The sequence below is a fragment of the Bacillus thuringiensis genome (genome assembly GCF_001595725.1).
Taxonomy (GTDB): Bacteria; Bacillota; Bacilli; order Bacillales; family Bacillaceae_G; genus Bacillus_A; species Bacillus_A thuringiensis_K.
Window position 1 is genome coordinate 4405606 of sequence record NZ_CP014282.1, and the last position, 23188, is coordinate 4428793.

A 23188-nucleotide genomic window follows, 5' to 3' on the forward strand; every position below is an offset into this window, starting at 1 on the left:
TAACACAAAAAGGGGATATGTCACTAAGCATTTTCATTAATTTCACAATTTTTTAGTCAATAATGTTCCACTTCTTTAAAATTACCTGCAATTGTGTTTTCGTTCCCATAATTGTGCCATCATTATTTATCACTTCATCTGCATTTTTCACTTTTTCTTCTAACGGCATTTGAGATTGAATACGAACTGTTGCTTCTTCTTCTGAAAAGTTATTTCGTTTCATTAAACGCTCTAATTGCGTATGCGGCTTAACCGCTACAACTAAAATGCGGTCAACGAGACTTGTTAATTTACTTTCAAATAAGAGAGGAATATCTAACACAACCGCTTGCATACCTTCTTCTATGTACATTTCCTTTTTCCTATTCATTTCCTCACGCACTGCAGGATGAACAATTTTATTTAACTGCAATCGTTTTTCTTCATTATAGAAAACGACACTTCCTATTTTTGGACGATTTAGTTCTCCATCTTCTTGTAAAACTTCCGTTCCAAATACTTCTACTATTTTGTTATATGCTGGTTTTCCTCGCTCTACAACTTCTCGTGCAATAATATCTGCATCAATAACTGGTATACTGAGCTCGCGAAACATTTGAGATACTGTACTTTTTCCGCTTGCAATGCCTCCTGTTAATCCAATTACTACTGTCATCATAATCCTCCTCATAATAAAAGGCGCGAAACTAATGTTCCACGCCCATACTTACATTTTCCAAATTCCAATAATAATGAGTAATACTCCAGGCAGGAATGTAAATTTTTGTAACCACTTCATATTCGATAAAACCGTTCCAAGTTTCATTCCAATAAATAAAAACAAAGAACTCATAACTGCAACTAATATCGCCATCATAGCGGGTGCATACCCTAATAAAGATGCACCAATTCCGGCACCAAATGAGTCTACAGAAAGAGCGATACCAAGAAGCAATGCTTCTCCTGCAGAAATGGTGCCTGATTTATCAAAATCTGCTACAGTCGGTTTCCGTAAAATTTGAATCACTAGCCCTAGCGAGGCAATCTCTAATTTCCAGACCTTCTCCTCTTGCTTCGGTTCTTCTTTTTTCTCACTTCGAAAAAATTGATATAATACCCAAATCCCTATTCCAATAAGAACAAGCCCACCGATACGCGTTGCGATAACAGGTGAAAATACTTTCGCGATCATATGTCCAATTCCCATTGAAACAAGCATAACAGCCGCTGAACACATTCCGATAATTATTATTGATCTTAGTGGTATTCTTACGCTTCTTAAACCATATGTTAGCCCTACACTACAGCTGTCTAAGCTTAATGTAAAAGCTAATAAAATAAGAGATAAATAAAGGTACATCGGTAAGCTCCTCCCTTATACATAGCTCTGCTGTATGTATATGACAAATGCCTATCCGATGTTATCTCTTTTCTATATTCTAGGCTGACAAATCGGGCAGTAATGCGTTCCTCGCCCGCCAACAACTGTTTTTTCTAATATCGTGCCACAAGTTACGCACGGCTCTCCTTTTTTCCCATATACATTTAGGAGTTCTTGGAACGAACCAATTTGCCCTTGTGAGTTGATATACGTCCGAATTGTACTTCCGCCACGCTTTACTGCTTCACCTAGCGTGGTAACTGTAGCCTCATAAATTCGCTCAATTTCTTCTACTGTTAAAGACGAAGCTTCTCGTTCCGGATGAATTTGAGAACGGAATAAAACTTCATCTACATATATGTTTCCAAGCCCTACTAAAAGACGCTGGTCCAGTAGCACAACTTTTATTTTACGATTTGTCTTTTGCAATCTTTCTTGCAAATACTGCGGTGTCATTTCAGCATCAAATGGCTCCGGACCTAAGTCAGCAAGAGGCATTTGGTTCATTTCTTCACCTTTCTTAAAGAGATGCATCGTACCAAACTTTCTCACATCTTTATAATGTAATTCCGTTCCATCTGTAAATAAGAAACGGACGTGCGTATGTTTATCAATTGGCTCATCCTCTTGATGTAGTAAAAACTTACCTTCCATACGCAAATGTGAAACAATGACATAATTCGTTACATATAAAAGCAAAAATTTTCCTCTTCGCTTTATATTTTCAATCTTCTCGCCTTTTAGCGTTTCTTTAAAGATTTCTGCATCATCCGGTCTTTTCACTATTTTTGGATAAGTAACAATAACATCTTCAATCGTTTTTCCTGTTACAAGATTTTCAAGTGTCCGTCTGACGTTTTCAACCTCTGGTAATTCAGGCATTTCATCACTTCCTTATTTTGCGTCGTACCAAGTTGGACCGTAAGAATAATCAACTTTCAGCGGAACTGCAAGTTCAATTGCATGTTCCATTACTTCAGGTACAAGCTGCTCTAATTTTTGAATCTCTTCTTTTGGTGCTTCAAATATTAATTCATCGTGTACTTGCAGAAGAAGACGCGCTTGTAATCCTTCTTCTTCTAAACGATCTGCCATAATAATCATCGCTTTTTTAATAATATCTGCTGCAGTACCTTGAATTGGTGTATTCATCGCTGTACGTTCAGCGAAGCTACGCAAGTTGAAATTACGACTCGTAATTTCTGGAATATAACGGCGACGATTTAATAATGTAGCCACATATCCTTTTTGTTTCGCATCTTTTACGATGTCCTCCATGTATTCTTGTACACCAGGGAAACTTTCTAAATACTTTTCAATAAATTCCGCTGCTGCTTTTCTTGTAATTCCTAAGTTTTGCGAAAGACCATAATCACTAATACCATACACAATTCCGAAGTTAACAGCTTTCGCTTGTCGTCTCATATTTGAAGTTACTTCATCTTTTTCAACGCCAAATACATCCATAGCTGTTTTCGTATGAATATCCATGTCATGTTGGAACGCTTCAACTAGCCCTTTATCATTTGCAATATGAGCTAATACACGCAGTTCGATTTGTGAATAATCAGCTGCATACATAATCCATCCTTCTTCTGATGGAACAAATGCCTGACGAATCTTTCTTCCTTCTTCTAATCGAATCGGGATATTTTGCAAGTTCGGATCCGTTGAACTTAATCGACCTGTTTGCGTTAACACTTGATTAAAGCGCGTATGAATTTTAGATGAATCTTCATGTACAACTTTCAGTAAACCTTCAATGTAAGTTGAATTTAGCTTCCCTAATTGACGATAATGTAAAATATTTGGAATAATTTCATGGTGATTCATAAGCTTATCTAGTACATCAGCTGACGTAGAATAGCCTGTTTTCGTCTTTTTAATAACCGGTAAGTTTAAGTTCTCAAACAAAATAACACCAAGCTGTTTCGGTGAATTAATATTAAATTCTGTTCCCGCAAGCTTATAAATTTCCTGTTCCATTTCCTTTAATCTACCCGCAAGTTCTTCCCCCATATTACGAAGACGCTCTGTATCAACTTTTACACCCTTTACTTCCATATCAGCTAATACACGTGCAAGCGGCAATTCTAACTCTGTAAACAGTTCATATTGCTCATTCTTCTTTAACTCTTCCACAAATGTTTGCTTTATATCATATAATACATGCACTTTACGAGCCACATGCTCCGCTACTACCTCTAACTCTGGAACAGCACGCTTCGCACCTTTTCCGTAAACTTCTTCATCTGATTTCACAGCATGCGTTTCTTTCATTTTCGCTACAGTACGGAAATCTTTATCTGTATCAGCCGGGTCAAGTAAATAAGCAGCGATTAATAGATCGAAGTCAATCCCTTGCATATCTATCCCATTCCATTTCAGTGCAACGATTGCACGCTTCGCATCAAATGTATGCTTTCTCATTTCTCCATCTGCAAGCCACTCTTTAAAAGCATCTGACTTAAGAGCAATGTCTGTCTGAATAAAGTAACATCCATTTTCATTTTGAATACCGAAACCTTGAATGTCTGCTTTATGATAATTATCTTCTTGTACTTCAACGATAAGCGCACTATCTTGCTGAAACATTTCTTCTGTAACTTCTTCCACAATATCAAATGTAATATCATCTAATTCAGCTGGAGCTGTTTCTTCTGGCGTAACGCCTAATTTATTTAAAAGAGATGTAAATCCTAAACTCTCGAACATTGGAATGACATCACTTGCTTCATATCCTTTATACGCCATATCATCCACATGAACTGTAATCGGCGCATCTGTAATAATAGTTGCAAGATCCTTACTCATAAGAGCTTGTTCTTTATTTTCTTCCAGTTTTTCTTTTAATTTCTTCCCACTTACTTGATCTATATTTTCATACACCGCTTCAACCGTTCCAAACTGTGTTAACAATTTAATTGCCGTTTTTTCACCAACTCCTGGTACACCCGGTATATTATCTGACTGGTCTCCCATTAAACCTTTCATATCGATAATTTGCTTTGGTGATAAGCTGTATTTTTCAAATAAAGCTTCTTTCGTATATTCATCCACTTCTGTAATCCCTTTTCGCGGAATACATACAAGCGTGTTATCAGAAACGAGTTGAAGTAAATCTTTATCTCCTGAAATAACTTTTACACTTGCCCCTTGCTCACTCGCTTCTTTCGCTAACGTTCCCATGATGTCATCCGCTTCATAATTTTCTAATTCATAACGCGGTACATTGAACGCATCCAGCATCTCACGAATAAACGGGAACTGCTCTGATAATTCAGGTGGAGTCTTTTGACGTCCTCCTTTATACTCACTATACGTTTTATGACGGAACGTTGTTTTGCCTGCATCAAATGCCACTAACATATGAGTTGGCTTTTCTTCCTCTAATATTCTCATTAACATCATTGTAAAACCGTAAATTGCGTTCGTATGTATACCTTTGTCGTTATTTAAAAGCGGTAGTGCAAAGAAAGCACGATACGCGATATTATTACCATCTACTAATACGACCTTTTTTTCCAAAATTGAAACCTCCCCATACAAATTTGAAATGATTTTTTTCACAGAAAAAAACCGTTCCTTTCCTCTCTCTATATTAACATGACTAATAGAGAGAAGAAAAATAACGGCTATTTTCTTTCATATATAAAACAGACTTATATTGGCATAAAGGGAAGTGACGAGAACAGCTTAACTATTCTCGTCCAAAATTACTCCTTGGATGAAGGGGTTTTCATGTATTATATTAACAGAGCTTTATTAATATTTAATTAAGCCATTGTTAATATATTGTAAACATCCTTCATCCTATTTTTCAGTTGCTGATTTCGGTAAAACAACTGTAAACGTTGTCCCTTCTCCAACTTCACTATCTACTGTAATCGTACCTTGATGCGCCTCAACTAAATGCTTTACGATCGACAATCCAAGGCCGGTACCACCAGTATTTCTACTTCTTGCTTTATCCACCCGGTAGAAACGTTCAAAAATACGCGGAATTTCCTCTTTACTAATACCAATTCCAGTATCCGATACTTTTATATAAGCATTATATTTATCTTCCGCTAACTCTACTGAAACAACGCCTCCAGCCGGTGTATATACGATTGCGTTATTAATTAAATTAATAAAGATTTGTTTCAAACGACTTGGATCTCCAATAACAGAGGCTCGTTTTAATACATTCACTTGTAAAGAGATTTCTTTCTCTCCCGCTTTATTATCAAGCACCATATGAATATCTTCAAGCAGCCCCTTCATGTCAACAGTTCCCATATTTAATTTAAATCCTTGTTGTTCGATCTTTGACAAATCTAATAAATCTTCTATTAATCCTTGCATGCGCTCACTTTCTTTTAAAATAATGTGCAAGAAATGTTCGCAGAATTTTTTATTATCCATCGCTCCGTCTAAGAGTGTTTCTGAAAAACCTTTAATAGAAGTAATCGGTGTCTTTAATTCATGAGAAACATTCGCTAAAAAGTCTTTTCTCATTTGTTCTAATTTCTTTAACTCTGTTATATCATGGAATACGAGAACAATCCCTTTCCATTCATGGTTTGTCCCGATAATAGGCGCTCCATATACTTCGAAATGCTTCCGTTCAATTCCAAGTGGCAATAACATTTGTTTACGCACTTTCACTTCTGTCATAAAGATTTCTTCTACAAGCTCAATAATTTCTGTATGATGAAACGATTCATAATATAAGCGATCTAAATATTCTTCATCTGTTACGTGGAAGGTTTCCTTATAAGAGCGGTTTACAAGGTTTATATATCCTCGGCTATCAATTAAAATCATTCCGCTTCCCATATTTTCAATTAACGTATGCAGACGATCTTGCTGCATTTCTTGTTCAAGTGTCATCTCTTGTAAATTTCGAGCTAAAATATTAATCGCTTTACTCAGCATTCCTGTTTCATCCGAATGACTTTCGTATGCACGTGCTTTATAATTACCCTTTGCCAATTCAATTGCAACTTTCGTAACCGATTCAATTGGCCTAATATATTGCCCTGTAATTTTCATACCTAAAAATACAACTACGAGACAAGCAATGACAAATCCGATAATTAATAATCCCCACGTTTTTTGGTGAACATCTTTCAAAGGCTCAATTGTGCTTTTCACCAAAATGTATCCTTGTTTTCCTTCTACATCTTGAACGAACACCGCATGATAAAATTCATTCTTTCGATCCGTTTCTTTCGTAATCACTTTACTTCGTTGTTTTGCCACTTCCGAAGAAAGTTCTTTAATCGTCTCTGGACTAAATGCCAATTCTTGTCCTTTTCTATATTGAACTTTCTTTTTTTCATCCAAAAATACGATAGAAGCTGGTATTTTTTCTTCTATCTTTTCAAATACGTATGGATTCTTTAAGACATTATCAAAACCTTGCTCTTCTGCTAACGTCGCAACATACTCCGTCTCTTTTACCATTCTCTCTTTAGCATGATCTATATAGTAGTTTTCAAACACAGTTTCTAGTAATAAACCTAGTCCAACTAAAATAAATACAATAAGAGAAACAAATGTAAAAAGAAGCCTGGAACGAAATTTATTCATTCCCTTTTGGCTCCTCTAATTTATATCCTAAACCACGTATCGTTTTAATGTACGTCGGTTTTTTCGTATTTTGTTCAATTTTATCGCGCAAATGGCTAATATGAACATCAACAATTCGTGTATCACCAGCAAAATCGTAATTCCATACAGCACTTAATAATTGATCACGTGTCAACACGCGACTTTTATTTTTCGCAAGATACACAAGTAGTTCAAATTCTTTTGGTGTTAATTCAAGCTTTCTTCCTTGGAAATAAGCCTCATAAAACTCCGGTAAAATTTTAAGTTCTGCAATTGTGATGCTATCTTCATCTGGCGCTTCTGCAACTTGTTCTTCTTGTTGTAATTTCGTACGGCGCAAAATCGCCTTCACACGAGCAACAACTTCTCTTGGACTAAATGGCTTCGTCATATAATCATCTGCCCCAAGTTCAAGGCCTAGCACCTTATCAAACTCATCATCTTTTGCCGTTAACATTAAAATCGGCGTCATAACGCGCTGCAATCGTAATTCTTTACACACTTCCATACCATCCATTTTCGGAAGCATTAAATCTAATATAATTAAATCTGGGCGTTCTGTTGTCGCTTTTTGAAGCGCCATTTCTCCATCCATCGCTGTTATAACTTCAAACCCAGCTTGTTGTAAATTAAATTCAATTAAAGTTAAGATAAATTCCTCATCATCAACTACTAAAATACGATTGTTCATTCTTTTCCTCCAAGTTATAGACTTGAAACCTTCTTCATCCTAGTATTTTCCCCGTTATTCTCATCATACTAGAAAATAAGGTCCCTCTCAATATAATTGTCTATTCATGGAGATCGTTTGTGTAGAATTGAGAAAATAGACGTAATTACGCTTCACCTGCAACTACACAGGATTTTGCCAAACTTTATAGATTGCTCTCTCTTCTTTAAAGCTCACTTCCGTATGAACTATAAAATCTTGATTTTGTGCTAGAAAAAACGAAAGAGCATACGCTATTTTATAATCTGGTGTTTCATATCCATCAAATACTCTCCCGTACATTTCATTCGCAACCCCGTCTGCCCACACTTCAGCTTCTCTTACCGTTTCAAAGATCACACCTTCTCTTTTCCACCTCATCTTAAAGAATCACTCCTTCCATTGACTTAAATTATTAAATTATAATATAGTGAATATTGTTAATTTGATAATTCAAATATAAAAGATAAGGAGTTTCTATTATGCGACTATTACTACCTATTTTAACTTTAGTAGTAACATGTTTCCTTACTTTTAACGTACCGAGCTGGGATACGATTAAAACGGGGTGCTCAGAATTTGCTGAAGGGTTCAAAGAAGGATTCTTCAACTAAAAATAGCGCTATCATCCTTATTAAAGGTATGCTAGCGCTATTCATACTTTCTTCTTTTAAAAATTATCTAATGCTTTTTCCATAATAGAGACTGATTTAAAAGGTGGCGTTACTGTTAATGAACCTTTCACAACAGTTTCTCCTTTTTCATCATGAGCAGATACAAGCATATCAATTGTATGTTCCTCCTCAGAAACAGCCACAACTTCAAAGTGGATTTGTAACGTTTCATAATGGTGAACATGTTTCACGAATGTAAGGTCCTTTCTCGTAATATGACTTCCTGGACCCGGTAAATATTTCGTAACCGCCGTTGTAATCATTCCCGTTAGCATAATGCTTGGTACAATCGGCTTTTCATACGGAGTTTGGGATGCGTAATCATGCTGAATATATAATGGATTGGCATCATTCGTTAACCCTAAGTACAATAACAAATCTTTATCCTCAATTTTTTCAGTGATAGATAATTTCTCTCCTACTGTAATTTCATCCATTTTACGACCAATTTGAACTTTTTTCTTTAACATGTTACAACCCCCTCCGATTTTTTCACCTTATTATCCTACTAAAAGCGATACCTTATCCGAAATTTACTATGATGAGGGCAATGTATAGTATAAATCTACAGTTTCATTATAGGATATTACAAATGATAGCGTTTTCATATTATTTCAAAAAAACAATTCGGTAAATAGTAGAAAAAGATTCGGGATTCCGAATCTTTTTCACTACTATTCAATTATTAAACAAGAACTTTCATTACGTTACGTACAGATTCTACAGAGCGATCTAACGCTTCTTTTTCATCTGCAAGAAGTTCTAATTCAATAATTTTTTCAATTCCGTTACCACCTAGAATTACTGGTACCCCTAAGTAAAGGTCACTATAACCATACTCACCTTCAAGATACGCAATAGCTGGTAATACACGGCGTTGATCTTTTAAAATCGCTTCTGTCATTTCAACTAAAGAAGCTGCTGGTGCGTAATATGCACTACCGTTTCCTAATAAGCCTACAATCTCACCGCCACCTTTACGTGTACGTTCTACAATTGCTTCTAAACGCTCTTTCGGAATTAATGTTTCTAACGGAATACCGCCTGCATAAGAATAACGCACAAGAGGTACCATGTCGTCACCGTGTCCGCCAAGAACAAATCCTGTAATGTCTTTTACAGAAAGATTTAATTCTTGTGCGATGAATGTACGGAAACGAGCTGTATCTAATACACCCGATTGGCCGATTACACGCTCTTTCGGGAATCCTGCTTCTTTAAATACAGAATATGTCATTGCATCAACTGGATTTGTTAACACAACAATAATTGCATTTGGTGAATGTTTTGCAATGTCGCGCGTAATACTTTTCATAATTTTAGAGTTTGTTGCTACTAAGTCATCACGGCTCATACCAGGCTTACGTGCAATACCTGCTGTAATAACGACAACGTCAGAATCAGCAGTATCTGCGTAATCAGATGTTCCAATAATGTTAGCATCAAAACCTTGTACTGGGCTCGCTTCTAACATATCTAACGCTTTCCCTTTTGTTGGATTTTCCAGTTGTGGAATGTCCACTAATACAACATCTGCAAGTTCTTTTTGTGCTAATAAGAATGCCGTTGTTGCTCCTGTAAATCCCGCACCGATGACTGAAACCTTCTTGCGTTTGATTGTCATAATTTACCCCCCGCTTTAATTATGCGTTTTTGATTATCGCTACATCCATGTTTTTAATAAGTTCATTAGCGAACTCAGAACATTTCACTTCTGTTGCACCTTCCATTAAGCGTGCGAAATCATAAGTTACTACTTTTGAAGCAATTGTTTTCTCAACAGAAGCAGTTACTAATTTCGCAGCTTCGTTCCATCCTAAGTGTTCTAATAATAATACACCTGAAAGAAGAACAGAAGATGGGTTTACTTTATCTAAACCTGCATATTTTGGAGCTGTACCGTGTGTAGCTTCAAAGATAGCATGTCCAGTCACATAGTTAATGTTTGCACCAGGTGCAATACCAATTCCACCTACTTGTGCAGCAAGTGCATCAGAGATATAGTCACCATTTAAGTTCATTGTTGCAACAACATCGAACTCACGTGGACGAGTTAAAATTTGTTGTAAGAAGATGTCTGCAATAGAATCTTTTACGATGATTTTTCCAGCCACTTCAGCGTCTGCCATCGCTTTATTCGCTGCATCTTTACCATCTTTTTCAACAATACGATCGTATTCAGCCCAAGTAAATACTTTGTCGCCGAATTCTTGTTCCGCTACTTCGTAACCCCAGTTTTTGAAAGCACCTTCTGTAAATTTCATAATGTTTCCTTTATGAACTAATGTAACAGAAGAGCGTTTTTCGTTAATTGCATATTGAATTGCAGCACGAACAAGACGCTTTGTCCCTTCTTCTGAAATCGGCTTAATACCAATACCAGATGTTTCTGGGAAGCGGATTTTATTAACACCCATTGCTTCTTTTAAGAAAGCAAGAACTTTTTCTGCTTCTGGAGATCCTTGTGCATATTCAATTCCAGCATAAATGTCTTCTGTATTTTCACGGAAAATAACCATATCAGTATCTTCCGGACGTTTTACAGGTGAAGGAACACCTTCAAAATAACGAACTGGACGTAGACATACATATAAATCTAATTCTTGACGAAGTGCTACGTTTAGAGAACGAATACCACCGCCAACTGGAGTTGTAAGTGGACCTTTAATCGCGATTAAATATTCACGAATTAAGTTTAAAGTTTCTTCTGGTAACCACTCGCCTGTTTGGTTGAATGCTTTTTCCCCTGCAAGCACTTCTTTCCAAACGATTTTCTTCTCACCATCATAAGCTTTTTCAACTGCTGCTTCTAGTACGCGAGATGCAGCTGCCCAAATATCAGGACCAATTCCATCTCCCTCGATAAATGGAATAATCGGATTGTTTGGTACATTCATAACACCATTAGTTACAGTAATTTTTTCACCTGTCGTCAATGTGATAACCCCCATGTTTGAAATTTCATATGTATGAAACTGAGGGAATAACCCCTCAGTTCAAACCGTTAGTCAAATTAAAATATTCTAATCATTACATCTTTCCGAAAAAATCAGACTTTTGAAAGCGTATTTTCACTATCAAAATAGTGTTATTCGCTTATCGTTGTGCAATTGAAACATACACTTGATGCGTCGGTCCATTATAATCAGCACGCGGACGAATTAAACGGTTGTTTTCATATTGTTCTAGAATATGAGCTAACCAGCCTGACATACGGCTAATTGCAAAAATAGGTGTAAATAAGTCATGGTCAATTCCTAAACAATGGTATACAGAAGCTGAATAGAAATCAACATTTGGTGGAAGACCTTTTTCTTTTGTTACAATGTCTTCAATTTTGATAGACATATTATACCATTTCTCTTCTCCTAAAAGCACGCATAATCTCTTAGACATTTCACGTAAGTGTTTTGCACGTGGATCACCCTGCTCATACACACGGTGGCCAAAGCCCATGATTTTCACTTTATTTTGAAGAGCATTATGAATATATGACTCTACATTTTCTTCTTCACCAATCTCAGTTAACATCTTCATTACATTTTCATTTGCCCCACCGTGAAGAGGACCTTTTAATGCACCGATTGCTGCTGTAATACCAGAATATACATCTGAAAGTGTAGCTACGCAAACACGTGCAGTAAATGTAGAAGCGTTTAACTCATGATCTGCATGAAGTACAAGCGCCTTATCAAAAGCTTCAATTTCAACTTCATTTGGCTCGCGATCATTTAACATGTACAAGAAGTTTGCAGCTAATGATAAATCCTTTCTTGGCTCAACAATATCTAAACCTTTACGGATTCTCGCGTAAGCAGCAACTAAAGTTCCGACTTGCGCCTGTAATTTAACCGCTTTCAAATAATTGGACTTTTCATCCATAATTTCAGCGCTCTCATCGTATAATGATAGCATGGAAATTGCAGTTCGTAAAACAGACATCGGATGTGCAACTTTTAAATCTACTTGTTTTAAATATGTTAAAATCTCACCTGGAACTTTATAGTATTCAGATACAATTTCATTAAATTCCGCTAGTTCTTTTTCATTAGGAAGCTTGCGGTGCCATAATAAGTACACTACTTCTTCAAACGTAGCATTCTCAGCTAAATCATCAATATTATACCCAACATAAGTTAATGTATCATCAATAATAGAGCTCACAGATGATGTTGTTGCTACTACCCCTTCTAAACCTCGAATAACAGTCATGACATTCTCTCCTTTTCCTGAAAATTCTCCCAACCTTGCTCCTTATATCTATTTGCTCCCCCTATGAATTATGAACGCCCGTTCACTCTTTAGGCAAGCAAAATGCACGATCATGCAAATTTGTTGCGATGTTCCCCTCTTATTGTCCATTGTCTACATGGAAAGCATGAGCGTGAATGTCTCCCCGAATCCTCACGCTCAAAACAACAAGTTAGTGAGGAAAATACATTCCGAAGAGTTTTATGATAAAAACAACATAAAACAATATCATTATAAAATTGTTTTATGTTGTTTTTATTTTATCTGGTGTAAAGTCTCTGCTGTTATGTAACTTTTCAAAGTTTCTAATCCTATTATAAACAATTATCTGACTTTTGTGAACAGAAAGAATTCAAAAATTTTATATTACTATAAAATTCCTTATTTAAACATTTGTATAATACTCATAACCGCATAGGCAATTCCAGCCCCAATTAACGGACCAACAGCAACCCCATTAAATAGCGCAACCGCTATAATTGTCCCAAAAACAAGCGCAGTTGTAATGTGAGGATCCGTTGTCAACAATTGTACGCCGCCTTTCGCTAACAAAGCGACTGCTACACCTGAAGCTAAAGCAATCCACGCATAATAAGATTTCGCCGCTTCTCCAAGTTGTTTAAAACCTATTTCCCCCGTCGCAATCGGTACGAGCACCGCTATTGTAATGACCGTTACACCTAGATTAATCCCTTTCGTTTGTAAATAAGGAAAGACCTTATCTCCTAAAAATGTAAACTTCAATAAAAATAACACACCAATAGCTACAGTAAGCGATTGGTTTTTAGCAATAAGTCCGATAATAAGTAGTATGAATAAAAATAACGTTGACTGACTAATCATGTTTGCACTTCCTTTCTGAAAATAATGAACTCATTTCCAAACAAAAATACCTTTAAACCTATCGTTATACATGCTATATCGATGCCTATTCAACATGAATCACTTCATTTTTTATGTATTTTAAAATGACAAACTGAGACTTTCACCATCAAAATTTAAGCATGTATACATTTTTAAAAACGGGCGTCTCTTCTTTCTTTTCTAATTAGAAACAGGTAAAATAAAAAGAAGAGAAAATGAAGTTTTTACCATATAGTAGAAGCATCAACACCAAGCTTTCACAGTCACTCACATACTGAAAAAGCAGGAAAAATCCATCATTCCACTATAACATAAAGTGAAACTTTAATCAGTGGGGCATTTTCCACTGATTATTAGTTGAACCAATCGGGCTTTTACGGGCAGTTTATCGCCATCTAACTCCTTTGATCCAGCCGCACTTTTGATAGGAGCTTTACTGCCCGTTAATGCGGGGTAAAGTGAAACTTTAATCAGTGGGGCACACTCGTTATAAGTTGAACGAATTAGGATAATCCAAATCGGAATGGGAGGTATACATCTTTGAACCGAAACTTACTATATATGATATTACGACTCATATTTGTCATTGTAGCAACGGTAGCTGGGTTCTATGTATTACTATACATATCAGGGCTTATCTATCCTTTTATTATCGCTTTTGCATTTGCTTATTTGATTAATCCTGTCGTCAATTTCCTTAATCAAAAACTACAATTTCCTCGCGCACTAGCAGTACTCGTTAGCTTAATTCTCGTATTTGGAGCTATCGTTGGACTTGTTACATATCTTGTGACTGAAGCAATATCTGCCACAACATACTTACTACAACTTGTTACAGTAAAGTTTCCAGATATCGTTACATTCGCTCAGCAATTTGCACTTAATCATATTATGCCTCTCTACGATGATTTAATCTCTAAATTTAATCATCTTGGAGAACCACAGCGCTATACAATTACACAAAACATTCAAAACTTAGGAACAGAAGCGACAACACAAATGAAAGAACTTTTAACCACCATTATAAGCGGGTTAACGAATTTCATTAGTGCACTGCCAACAACTTTAACTGTCCTTGTATTCATTTTATTAGCCACTTTCTTCATTAGTTACGATTGGCACCGTCTTGCTCAGAAAGCAAGAAAATTGCTACCGAATCGTGTACATGGCTATGGAAAAACTATTTTTGTCGACTTAAGAAAAGCTTTGTTTGGTTTTGTGAAAGCACAACTTACACTCGTATCTATGACAACTGTCATTGTACTAATCGGGCTTTTAATATTACGCGTACCATACGCCATTACTATCGCGATTATTACAGGGGTTGTAGATTTACTACCATATTTAGGAACAGGCGCAGTCTTTGTTCCATGGGTTATATACGTATTTTTCACTGGCGATACCGCATTCGCCATTGGTCTTCTCATTTTATACATCGTCGTGATTGTCCAAAGACAAATTATGGAGCCGAAAGTACTTTCATCTAACATCGGTCTCGATCCATTAGCAACACTCGTCGCTCTATTTGTCGGCTTTAAACTTTTTGGCTTTTTAGGGTTAATCATCGGTCCAGTCACCTTAGTACTACTTAATACATTACACAAAGCTAATGTCTTCCATGACTTGTGGAAATATATTAAAGGTTCACCTTCAAAATAATAGTTTCTAATTCATACACAACAAAAAACTTACATGTAATCAGTGGGAAATTCCCACTGATTATTCCTTGTACTTATTTTTCATACTCATTACATAAAACAAGAGAATTGCACTCAAAAAAGATAATTCTCTTGTTTTTTTGCATAAAAAACGCATATTTCGTGGTGTTTTTACATATTTATTCTATTTATTTTATAATTATTATTTACATTTATTACTTTTTATGTAAATGAATAAATATACAAAACAGCATAAAATAAGACTTCAACTAACAATTTACGCCTTTTTATATGAATTCTTTACACCAATCGTCCCTTTATATACAAAAGCAAAACTTTAATTTAACAGCACTCCCCTCCATCTTATTCATCTAAATAAATAGCACTAAAAAAATCACAAGTTTAATCGAAGTACAACAAGAGTTCAAACGAAAATTATATAACAAATATAATAAGCGGACGTTTTGTTCATCCCCACTCATCATTCACCCCACATCAGACACTTACAAGCAGCCCAGCTTTGAGGTAGAAATCCCCCACAAATAGCGAGGTAAAGCAAAGCTTCAATCAAAAAGTTCTTCTCCTCTTACAAGACAAGAAATAGCACTTAGATTTCTACAATCTAAGTGCTATTTCTGAATGATAATAGTAGAGTTCTTTCTAAATTTCCATTCCATCCACTTCATAACAAGAGGCTTCAATAAAGCTCTCGTAATAGGAATCACGCAGATAAACCCTAGCACATCTGTCACATACCCAGGAAGCACCAAGAGAACGCCTCCTACAAATACAAAAATACCATCTAGTACTGCCTCACCTGGCATTTCCCCTCTATTCAACTTAGATTGAATCTCTCTAAGCACTTTAAACCCTTGTCTTTTCGCCAAATACACACCTACAACACCTGTAAATACAATCATAGCGAACGTAGACCATAAACCTATTACATGGCTTGATCCAATTAAGACCGTAATCTCAATCGCCGGTATTAAAATAAACAAGAATAGTAACCACTTCATAGTTCTACACCTCTCTCACAACTCACTTTTAATGCCCTCACAACGCCTACATACATCATATGAAATATAGATACCCTTTCATATTAAAACCCATAACAAACAGCTTTTAAAAGCAATCCTAGGCGCTTTAAGCTAATTCTATCTCGTTTTTGTGTAAAAAAAAGAGAAGGACTCCGATCCTTCTCTCTGTATTACTTATAGCACTTCCGCATGTCCATTATAAACAATTCCGCGTGCTGCATCAACTGTTACTTCTTGGCCATTTTTTAAAGTTGCTGTTACGCCGTTTACACCAACGATAACAGGAATACCGATTGATACGCCTACAACAGCTGCATGGCTTGTTAAGCCACCTTCTTCTACAACTAAAGCCGCAGCTTTTTCGATGGCAGGAATCATATCTTTATCAGTGCTTGTTGTAACAAGGATATCACCTTCGTTTACGTTCGCTACAGCTTCAGCAGCTGTTTTTGCTACAACCACTTTACCTTTTGCAGCTTTACGACCGATTCCTTGTCCTTTAGCAATTTCTTCACCAACAACGTGGATTTTCATTAAGTTTGTTGTACCAGTTTCAGCAACTGGTACACCAGCAGTAATCACTACAGTATCTCCAAGTCCGATTAGACCTGCATCCATACCTGTTTGAATTGCTGTATCTAACATTTCGTCAGTTGAAGCCGCGCGCTCCTCAGCCATAAATGCTTGTACACCCCAAACAAGTGCAAGACGACGTCCTACTTGCTCGTCAGATGTTACAGCTACGATTGGAGATTTTGGACGGTATTTAGAGATCATTTTTGCAGTATATCCACTTTCTGTTGGAGCTACGATTGCAGCTACATCAAGAGCAAGTGCTGTATGCGCAACAGATTGGCTAATTGCATCTGTAATTGTTGGAGTGAACTCTTTAATACGTTTTTTGAACATATCTTCATATTGTAATGATTTTTCAACACGTACCGCAATGTTAGCCATCATTGTTACTGCTTCTACTGGGTATTGTCCAGCAGCTGTTTCACCTGAAAGCATGATTGCATCTGTACCATCAAAGATTGCGTTAGCTACGTCACTTGCTTCCGCACGAGTTGGACGTGGGTTACGTTGCATAGAATCTAACATTTGTGTTGCAGTAATAACCGGTTTACCTAACACGTTACATTTTTTAATTAGACGTTTTTGTACTAATGGTACTTCTTCTGGCGGAATTTCCACACCCATGTCACCACGAGCTACCATTAAACCGTCAGAAACTTCTAAGATTGAATCGATGTTGTCGATACCTTCTTGGTTTTCGATTTTTGGTACGATTTGGATGTATTGAGCGTTATGCTCTTCTAATAATTCACGGATTTCTAATACGTCAGACGCTTTACGTACGAATGAAGCTGCGATGAAATCAACTTTTTGCTCGATACCGAAGATAATATCTTTTACGTCTTTTTCAGTGATACCAGGAAGCTTAATGCTTACGTTTGGTACGTTAACACCTTTTTTATTTTTTACAGTTCCGCTGTTAAGAACTTTTGTACGGATGTTTCCGTCAGCTTTTTCGATTACTTCTAGTTCGATAAGACCGTCATCGATTAGAATGCGAGAACCTGGGTCTACATCGTCATAAAGACCAGCATAAGATACAGAGAACTTCTCTGCAGTACCTAATACTTGCTCAGTAGAAAGAACTACTTCTGCACCTGTTACAAGCTCAGCTTGTCCGTCTACGAAGTCGTGAGTACGGATTTCTGGACCTTTTGTATCAAGTAAGATACCAACTGTTTTACCAGTTTTCTTTGAAGCTTCACGAATGTTTTTAATACGAGCTCCGTGCTCTTCATGGCTACCATGAGAGAAGTTTAAACGAGCAACGTTCATACCTGCTTCGATTAATTGCTCTAATTTTTCAATACTTTCACTAGCAGGACCTATAGTACATACAATTTTAGTTTTACGCATATTGCACCTCCGAAAATTATGAAACCGTTCCCAAATATCTGACATTACGCCGATTAGATGGATAATTCTTTAGATAATTGATACATATCTTTATCGATTGTATGCTTTTGAGCTAACGCTTCGATAATGTCATGATCAACAAGTTTGTTATCTTGAATACCTACACAACGTCCGCCTTTACCAGCAATCAATAATTCAACTGCTCTTGCGCCAAGACGACTTGCTAATACACGGTCTTGTGCACTTGGCGATCCACCACGTTGTACGTGACCTAATACAGTTACACGAGTATCAAAGTTTGTTGCTTCTTCAATGTGCTTACCGATGTCAATTGCACTTCCAACACCTTCAGCTACAACGATAATACTGTGTTTTTTACCACGTTCACTACCACGCTTCAGACGAGCGATAACATCATCCATGTCATACTCTTCTTCTGGAATTAAGATTGTTTCCGCACCATCAGCTAAACCAGCCCATAATGCAATATCACCAGCATGACGTCCCATTACTTCGATAACATATGTACGTTCATGAGATGTAGCTGTGTCACGAATTTTATCAATTGCATCAATAACAGTGTTTAACGCTGTATCGAAACCAATTGTGAAGTCTGTTCCAGGGATATCATTGTCGATTGTACCTGGTACACCAACACATGGGAATCCTTGTTCAGTTAATTTTTTAGCGCCTTGGTAAGAACCATCTCCACCAATAACAACAAGTCCTTCGATACCGTGTTTCTTTAATTGCTCGATACCTTTTAGTCGTACTTCTGGATCTTTAAACTCAGGACATCTTGCTGTATATAATTTTGTACCACCGCGGTGGATAATATCGCCAACAGAACCAAGTTCTAATTTTTCAATGTGACCAGAAATTAATCCAGCGTATCCATGGTAAATACCATATACTTCAATATCATGGAAAATCGCTTTACGAACAACTGCACGAATGGCAGCATTCATACCAGGTGAATCTCCACCACTTGTTAATACACCAATACGTTTCATTTGTACTCACCTCATAAAGATTATTTGCCTTATAATAAAATAACACGAAAAAATATAAAAATACAATGGAGAAGATGTGTCTTTTCATAATAAAAACGTGCATTCGCGAAGTGGAACGCACGCTTTTCTTATTTTATCCAAATGGAAGCGTTTGAAAACGAAACTTGCCCAATTTTCATATATTTTTCATAACGTTTTTCGATTAATTCATCTTTCGAAATTCCGTTTAATTGTTCAAAAGTTTTCCGAATCATTAAATCTATATTTTCTGACTGTTTCAAAATATTACGGTGAGCTCCACCTCTTGTTTCTGGAATAATTTCGTCAATTACACCTAATTCTTTCAAATCTGCTGCTGTAATTTTCATTGCCTCTGCAGCTTCCTTTGCTTTTCCTGCATCTTTCCAAAGAATTGCCGCTGCACCCTCTGGTGTAATAACAGAATAAGTGGAATTTTCTAGCATATGAATGTAATCTCCAACTCCAAGGCCTAACGCACCACCACTACCACCTTCGCCGATAACGATACAAATAACAGGTACCGTTAAACCTGTCATTTCAAATAAATTGCGGGCGATAGCTTCACTTTGACCACGTTCTTCAGCAGCCTTACCAGGATAAGCTCCTTTTGTATCAATAAAACAAATAATAGGACGATTGAACTTTTCCGCTTGCTTCATTAAACGTAATGCTTTTCGATATCCTTCTGGATGAGGCATTCCAAAGTTACGGCGAATATTTTCTTTCGTATCTTTTCCGCGCTGATGCCCAATTACAGTTACAGGCATCCCTTTATATTTCGCAATGCCGCCGACAATCGCTGCATCATCGCCAAATAGACGATCTCCATGACATTCGAAAAAATCAGTAAATAAGTGCTCAATATAATCGAGCGTTGTCGGTCGTTCTGCATGACGAGCAATTTGAACACGGTCCCATACTTTCAGATTGCCGTATATATCTTCCTCTAAATTTTCTAGCTTTTCTTCCAAAATACGAATCTCCTCACTGAAGTCCATCTGGCTGTTTTTCGTATAGTCTTTCAGTTCACGAATCTTATTTCTTAGCTCAACAACTGGTTTTTCAAATTCTAGCTCTGCCATACAGCCATTTCCCCTCCTTGATGAACTTCTAAAATCTTGCGAAGTGATTCTCTCATATCATCACGATGCACCACCGCATCTAATTGACCATGATCTAGTAAGAATTCTGCTGTTTGGAAATCTTCTGGTAGTTTCTCACGCACCGTTTGTTCAATTACACGTCTACCAGCAAATCCGATAAGTGCACCTGGTTCTGCAAGATTATAATCACCAAGTGAAGCGAAACTCGCTGAAACCCCGCCCGTCGTTGGGTGAGTCATAACAGAAATAAATAATCCTCCTGCATTACTATGCTTTTTCAAAGCTACGCTTGTTTTTGCCATTTGCATTAAACTTAATATACCTTCTTGCATACGGGCACCACCCGAAGCAGTAAAGATAATAAATGGAACTTGTAAGTCGTACGCCTTTTCAACCGCACGGGCGATTTTTTCTCCTACCACAGAGCCCATGCTCCCCATTCGAAAACGAGAATCCATTACTGCAACAACAACAAGCATGTCATCAATTGTTCCTTCACCAGTTACAACCGCTTCGTTCAATTCAGTCTTCTTACGATCGCTCTCTAGTTTCTCTTCATAACCTGGAAACTCGAGTGGATTTAATGAAACCATTTCTTTGTCATACTCACGGAATGACCCTTCGTCCAATATACTACCAAGACGTTCCCATGCATTCATAGGATGATGATATCCACAATTCACACATACTTTTAAATTTTTTAGAAGTTCTTTCGTATACATGATTTTTTTACATTCCGGACATTTTGTCATAACGCCATCTGGTACATCTTTTCGTACTTGTTCTGAAGGTATTGCAGCGTACTTTTTCTTTTTCACGAATAAATCTCTTAGCACAATTTGACCCCCTTCGTTGAGAGCTAAGGTTAGCGTAAGAAGAAAATGGGGCTAACACCAAAGTTTGATGTTAGCCTTATCTTCTCAATCTGTCTAATAACCTCACTCTTTACGTTTAACTTTAACCGCTATGCGGTAGAATGTTTGTCATAACGTGTCATGGTCATTTCGACAAATTTTATACATTACGAGTGAAACTGTATATTCTCTACTAATTCATCGTAAATTTTTAGTGCATCATTTTCTTGTTTTTCTTCCAAAGTAGCATAAAGCTTTCTATACATATTGATAGAATCTCTTGAAACTTTACAAGAAAGAGTTGCTACGTAATCATTTACGATCATCCAAATGCGATATAGTAAATAATTATCGACTTGTTCAATAAGGGTTTTAAAGAACGTTTGATGAAGCGTTGGGATTGAGCTTTCATTTCCTTCAAGTACTTGGTGTAATCTACTTAGTACTTTAGAAAACATTTCTTTCGGTAAATTACATACAATTCGAATCATATCTTTCTCAAGTAATCGTTTCGTTTGTAATAAATCACGAATTGTTTTCTCATCTTGCAATAAGAACGGAGCAATTAATTGTACAAGACCATTATCATAAAAGTTTCGAATAAACGTCCCTTCACCACGTCTCGTTTCAATCAATCCTACCAGTTCTAAAGCACGCAATGCTTCTCTTACAGAGGAACGTCCTACGTTTAAGCGTGAACTTAACTCACGCTCAGACGGCAAACGATCCCCTGCTACCAAACCATCCTCTTCCATAATGGAACGGATTTTTTTTACAATTTCGAGATATACTTTTGTATTTGATGATGTCAATGGAAATTCCTCGCTTATTCTTTACCAATCAGCGCTAATTGTTTTGTTTTTTCAGCGATCTCATTTGGATCTACTTGACGGCGAGCTACTCCTGTCTCCATTGCTGCTTTTGCAACGTAAGCCGCTACTTGAGGCGCTACACGCGCGTCAAATGGCGCCGGAATGATATAGTCTGCATTTAACTCATCTTCTGCTACAAGCTCAGCAATAGCCTGTACAGCTGCCATCTTCATTTCTTCGTTAATTTGTGTCGCATGTACGTCAAGTGCACCGCGGAAAATACCAGGGAACGCTAGTACATTATTTACTTGGTTCGGGAAGTCAGAACGACCTGTTCCAACAACAGCTGCGCCCGCTGCTTTTGCCAATTCTGGCATAATTTCTGGAACTGGATTCGCCATTGCAAAAATAATCGCATCGTCATTCATTGTACGAACCATCTCTTCTGTTAATGCACCTTCTGCAGACACACCAATGAATACGTCCGCACCTTGTACAACATCAGCTAAAGAACCTTCTATACGATTCTTATTTGTATATTTTGCAACTTCATCCTTCACCGGATTCATACCTGTAGGACGACCATCATAGATTGCGCCTTTACGGTCACACATAATAATGTCGCGTACACCATAGCGATATAAAAGTTTAATAATTGCAATACCTGCTGCACCTGCGCCATTTGCGACAACTTTAATGTCAGACATTTTCTTTCCAACTAATTTCAGTGCATTTACAAGACCTGCTACTGTTACGATAGCTGTTCCGTGTTGATCATCATGGAAGATAGGAATATTTGTTTCTTTTTTCAAACGCTCTTCAATAATGAAGCAGTTTGGTGCTGCGATATCTTCTAAGTTAACGCCGCCAAAAGTTGGCTCCATTAATTTTACAGTTTCAACAATTTTATCTACATCGTTTGTATTTAAGGCAATTGGGAATGCATCTACACCAGCAAAGCTCTTGAATAATACAGCTTTACCTTCCATTACTGGAAGAGATGCTTCAGGTCCAATGTTACCAAGACCAAGTACAGCTGTTCCATCTGTCACAACTGCTACCATATTTCCCTTCATCGTATATTCATATACCTTACTTTTATCGTCATAAATTTCTTTACAAGGTTCTGCAACCCCTGGAGAATATGCAAGACTTAAATCTTTTGCATTTTCTACTTTTACTTTTGATACAGTTTCTAATTTTCCTTGATGCACTTTATGCATGTGAAGTGCTTCTTCACGAAGTGTTGACAAACTATCCACTCTCCTCAAATTATTCTTGCTGATATCAATTTCTCCA

Annotated in this window: 21 protein-coding genes; 2 read left to right on the top strand and 19 right to left on the bottom strand. The window is 36.9% G+C overall.

The window, feature by feature from the left end; genetic code table 11:
• Window positions 1-52: 52 nt before the first annotated feature.
• From coaE to AXW78_RS22100, 7 genes are all read right to left on the bottom strand, one after another.
• Window positions 53-655 carry a dephospho-CoA kinase gene (gene coaE, locus AXW78_RS22070; protein WP_000219322.1) on the bottom strand — a complete coding sequence of 201 codons (603 nt, stop codon included), beginning with the start codon at window positions 653-655 and terminating at the stop codon, window positions 53-55.
• Window positions 656-706: 51 nt separating this feature from the next.
• A complete protein-coding gene (ytaF, locus tag AXW78_RS22075; protein ID WP_000281744.1) occupies window positions 707-1339 on the bottom strand; it encodes a sporulation membrane protein YtaF in 633 nt (210 codons plus the stop codon).
• Between the two features lie 72 nt (window positions 1340-1411).
• Window positions 1412-2242: a DNA-formamidopyrimidine glycosylase gene (mutM, locus tag AXW78_RS22080; RefSeq protein ID WP_001114495.1), complete on the bottom strand. Its 831-nt coding sequence runs from the start codon at window positions 2240-2242 to the stop codon at window positions 1412-1414.
• 12 nt (window positions 2243-2254) lie between these two features.
• Window positions 2255-4888 (bottom strand): DNA polymerase I, encoded by a 2634-nt coding sequence (gene polA, locus AXW78_RS22085; protein ID WP_061884657.1) that lies wholly within the window; start codon window positions 4886-4888, stop codon window positions 2255-2257.
• 285 nt (window positions 4889-5173) lie between these two features.
• Entirely contained in the window at window positions 5174-6937 is a 1764-nt protein-coding gene (gene phoR, locus AXW78_RS22090; protein ID WP_001032104.1) for a sensory box histidine kinase PhoR, read from the bottom strand.
• On the bottom strand, window positions 6930-7649 hold the full coding sequence (phoP, locus tag AXW78_RS22095) for a two-component system response regulator PhoP (RefSeq protein WP_001065220.1): 720 nt from the start codon (window positions 7647-7649) through the stop codon (window positions 6930-6932). The genes phoR and phoP overlap by 8 nt, the downstream gene beginning before the upstream one ends.
• Window positions 7650-7811: 162 nt before the next feature.
• The gene (locus AXW78_RS22100) at window positions 7812-8048 is read right to left on the bottom strand and encodes a hypothetical protein (RefSeq protein WP_001267386.1); all 237 of its coding nucleotides are present in this window, start codon (window positions 8046-8048) and stop codon (window positions 7812-7814) included.
• Window positions 8049-8149: 101 nt separating this feature from the next.
• Here AXW78_RS22100 and AXW78_RS35295 point away from each other — a divergent pair, with 101 nt between their 5' ends.
• A complete protein-coding gene (locus AXW78_RS35295) occupies window positions 8150-8281 on the top strand; it encodes a hypothetical protein (protein ID WP_001238014.1) in 132 nt (43 codons plus the stop codon).
• Between the two features lie 56 nt (window positions 8282-8337).
• Here AXW78_RS35295 and AXW78_RS22105 read toward each other — a convergent pair whose 3' ends face one another.
• The 5 genes from AXW78_RS22105 to AXW78_RS22125 form a co-directional block, all read right to left on the bottom strand.
• A complete protein-coding gene (locus AXW78_RS22105; protein ID WP_000914180.1) occupies window positions 8338-8811 on the bottom strand; it encodes a MaoC family dehydratase in 474 nt (157 codons plus the stop codon).
• 215 nt (window positions 8812-9026) lie between these two features.
• Entirely contained in the window at window positions 9027-9965 is a 939-nt protein-coding gene (gene mdh, locus AXW78_RS22110) for a malate dehydrogenase (protein ID WP_000153232.1), read from the bottom strand.
• Between the two features lie 19 nt (window positions 9966-9984).
• Window positions 9985-11277, bottom strand: coding sequence for an NADP-dependent isocitrate dehydrogenase (gene icd / locus AXW78_RS22115; RefSeq protein ID WP_000206898.1), 1293 nt, complete (start codon window positions 11275-11277; stop codon window positions 9985-9987).
• Between the two features lie 160 nt (window positions 11278-11437).
• Window positions 11438-12586, bottom strand: coding sequence for a citrate synthase (citZ, locus tag AXW78_RS22120; protein ID WP_116777460.1), 1149 nt, complete (start codon window positions 12584-12586; stop codon window positions 11438-11440).
• Window positions 12587-12973: 387 nt separating this feature from the next.
• On the bottom strand, window positions 12974-13435 hold the full coding sequence (locus tag AXW78_RS22125; RefSeq protein ID WP_000625507.1) for a DUF441 domain-containing protein: 462 nt from the start codon (window positions 13433-13435) through the stop codon (window positions 12974-12976).
• Between the two features lie 561 nt (window positions 13436-13996).
• Between AXW78_RS22125 and ytvI the strand changes: the two genes are divergently transcribed.
• Window positions 13997-15115, top strand: a complete 1119-nt coding sequence (ytvI, locus tag AXW78_RS22130; protein WP_001081382.1) for a sporulation integral membrane protein YtvI — start codon at window positions 13997-13999, stop codon at window positions 15113-15115.
• A gap of 628 nt (window positions 15116-15743) precedes the next feature.
• On the opposite strand, the gene AXW78_RS22135 is transcribed toward ytvI, so the two are convergent.
• The 7 genes from AXW78_RS22135 to AXW78_RS22165 form a co-directional block, all read right to left on the bottom strand.
• A complete protein-coding gene (locus AXW78_RS22135) occupies window positions 15744-16133 on the bottom strand; it encodes an FxsA family protein (protein ID WP_000871639.1) in 390 nt (129 codons plus the stop codon).
• A gap of 195 nt (window positions 16134-16328) precedes the next feature.
• Window positions 16329-18086: a pyruvate kinase gene (gene pyk, locus AXW78_RS22140; RefSeq protein ID WP_001232670.1), complete on the bottom strand. Its 1758-nt coding sequence runs from the start codon at window positions 18084-18086 to the stop codon at window positions 16329-16331.
• A gap of 53 nt (window positions 18087-18139) precedes the next feature.
• Window positions 18140-19099, bottom strand: a complete 960-nt coding sequence (gene pfkA, locus AXW78_RS22145; protein ID WP_000821157.1) for a 6-phosphofructokinase — start codon at window positions 19097-19099, stop codon at window positions 18140-18142.
• A gap of 128 nt (window positions 19100-19227) precedes the next feature.
• Window positions 19228-20202 carry an acetyl-CoA carboxylase carboxyl transferase subunit alpha gene (gene accA, locus AXW78_RS22150; RefSeq protein ID WP_061884658.1) on the bottom strand — a complete coding sequence of 325 codons (975 nt, stop codon included), beginning with the start codon at window positions 20200-20202 and terminating at the stop codon, window positions 19228-19230.
• Entirely contained in the window at window positions 20190-21059 is an 870-nt protein-coding gene (gene accD / locus AXW78_RS22155) for an acetyl-CoA carboxylase, carboxyltransferase subunit beta (protein WP_061884659.1), read from the bottom strand. The genes accA and accD overlap by 13 nt, the downstream gene beginning before the upstream one ends.
• A gap of 185 nt (window positions 21060-21244) precedes the next feature.
• Window positions 21245-21889 carry a FadR/GntR family transcriptional regulator gene (locus AXW78_RS22160; RefSeq protein ID WP_000204432.1) on the bottom strand — a complete coding sequence of 215 codons (645 nt, stop codon included), beginning with the start codon at window positions 21887-21889 and terminating at the stop codon, window positions 21245-21247.
• Window positions 21890-21903: 14 nt separating this feature from the next.
• Window positions 21904-23112 carry an NADP-dependent malic enzyme gene (locus AXW78_RS22165; RefSeq protein WP_161508111.1) on the bottom strand — a complete coding sequence of 403 codons (1209 nt, stop codon included), beginning with the start codon at window positions 23110-23112 and terminating at the stop codon, window positions 21904-21906.
• Window positions 23113-23188 lie beyond the last annotated feature (76 nt).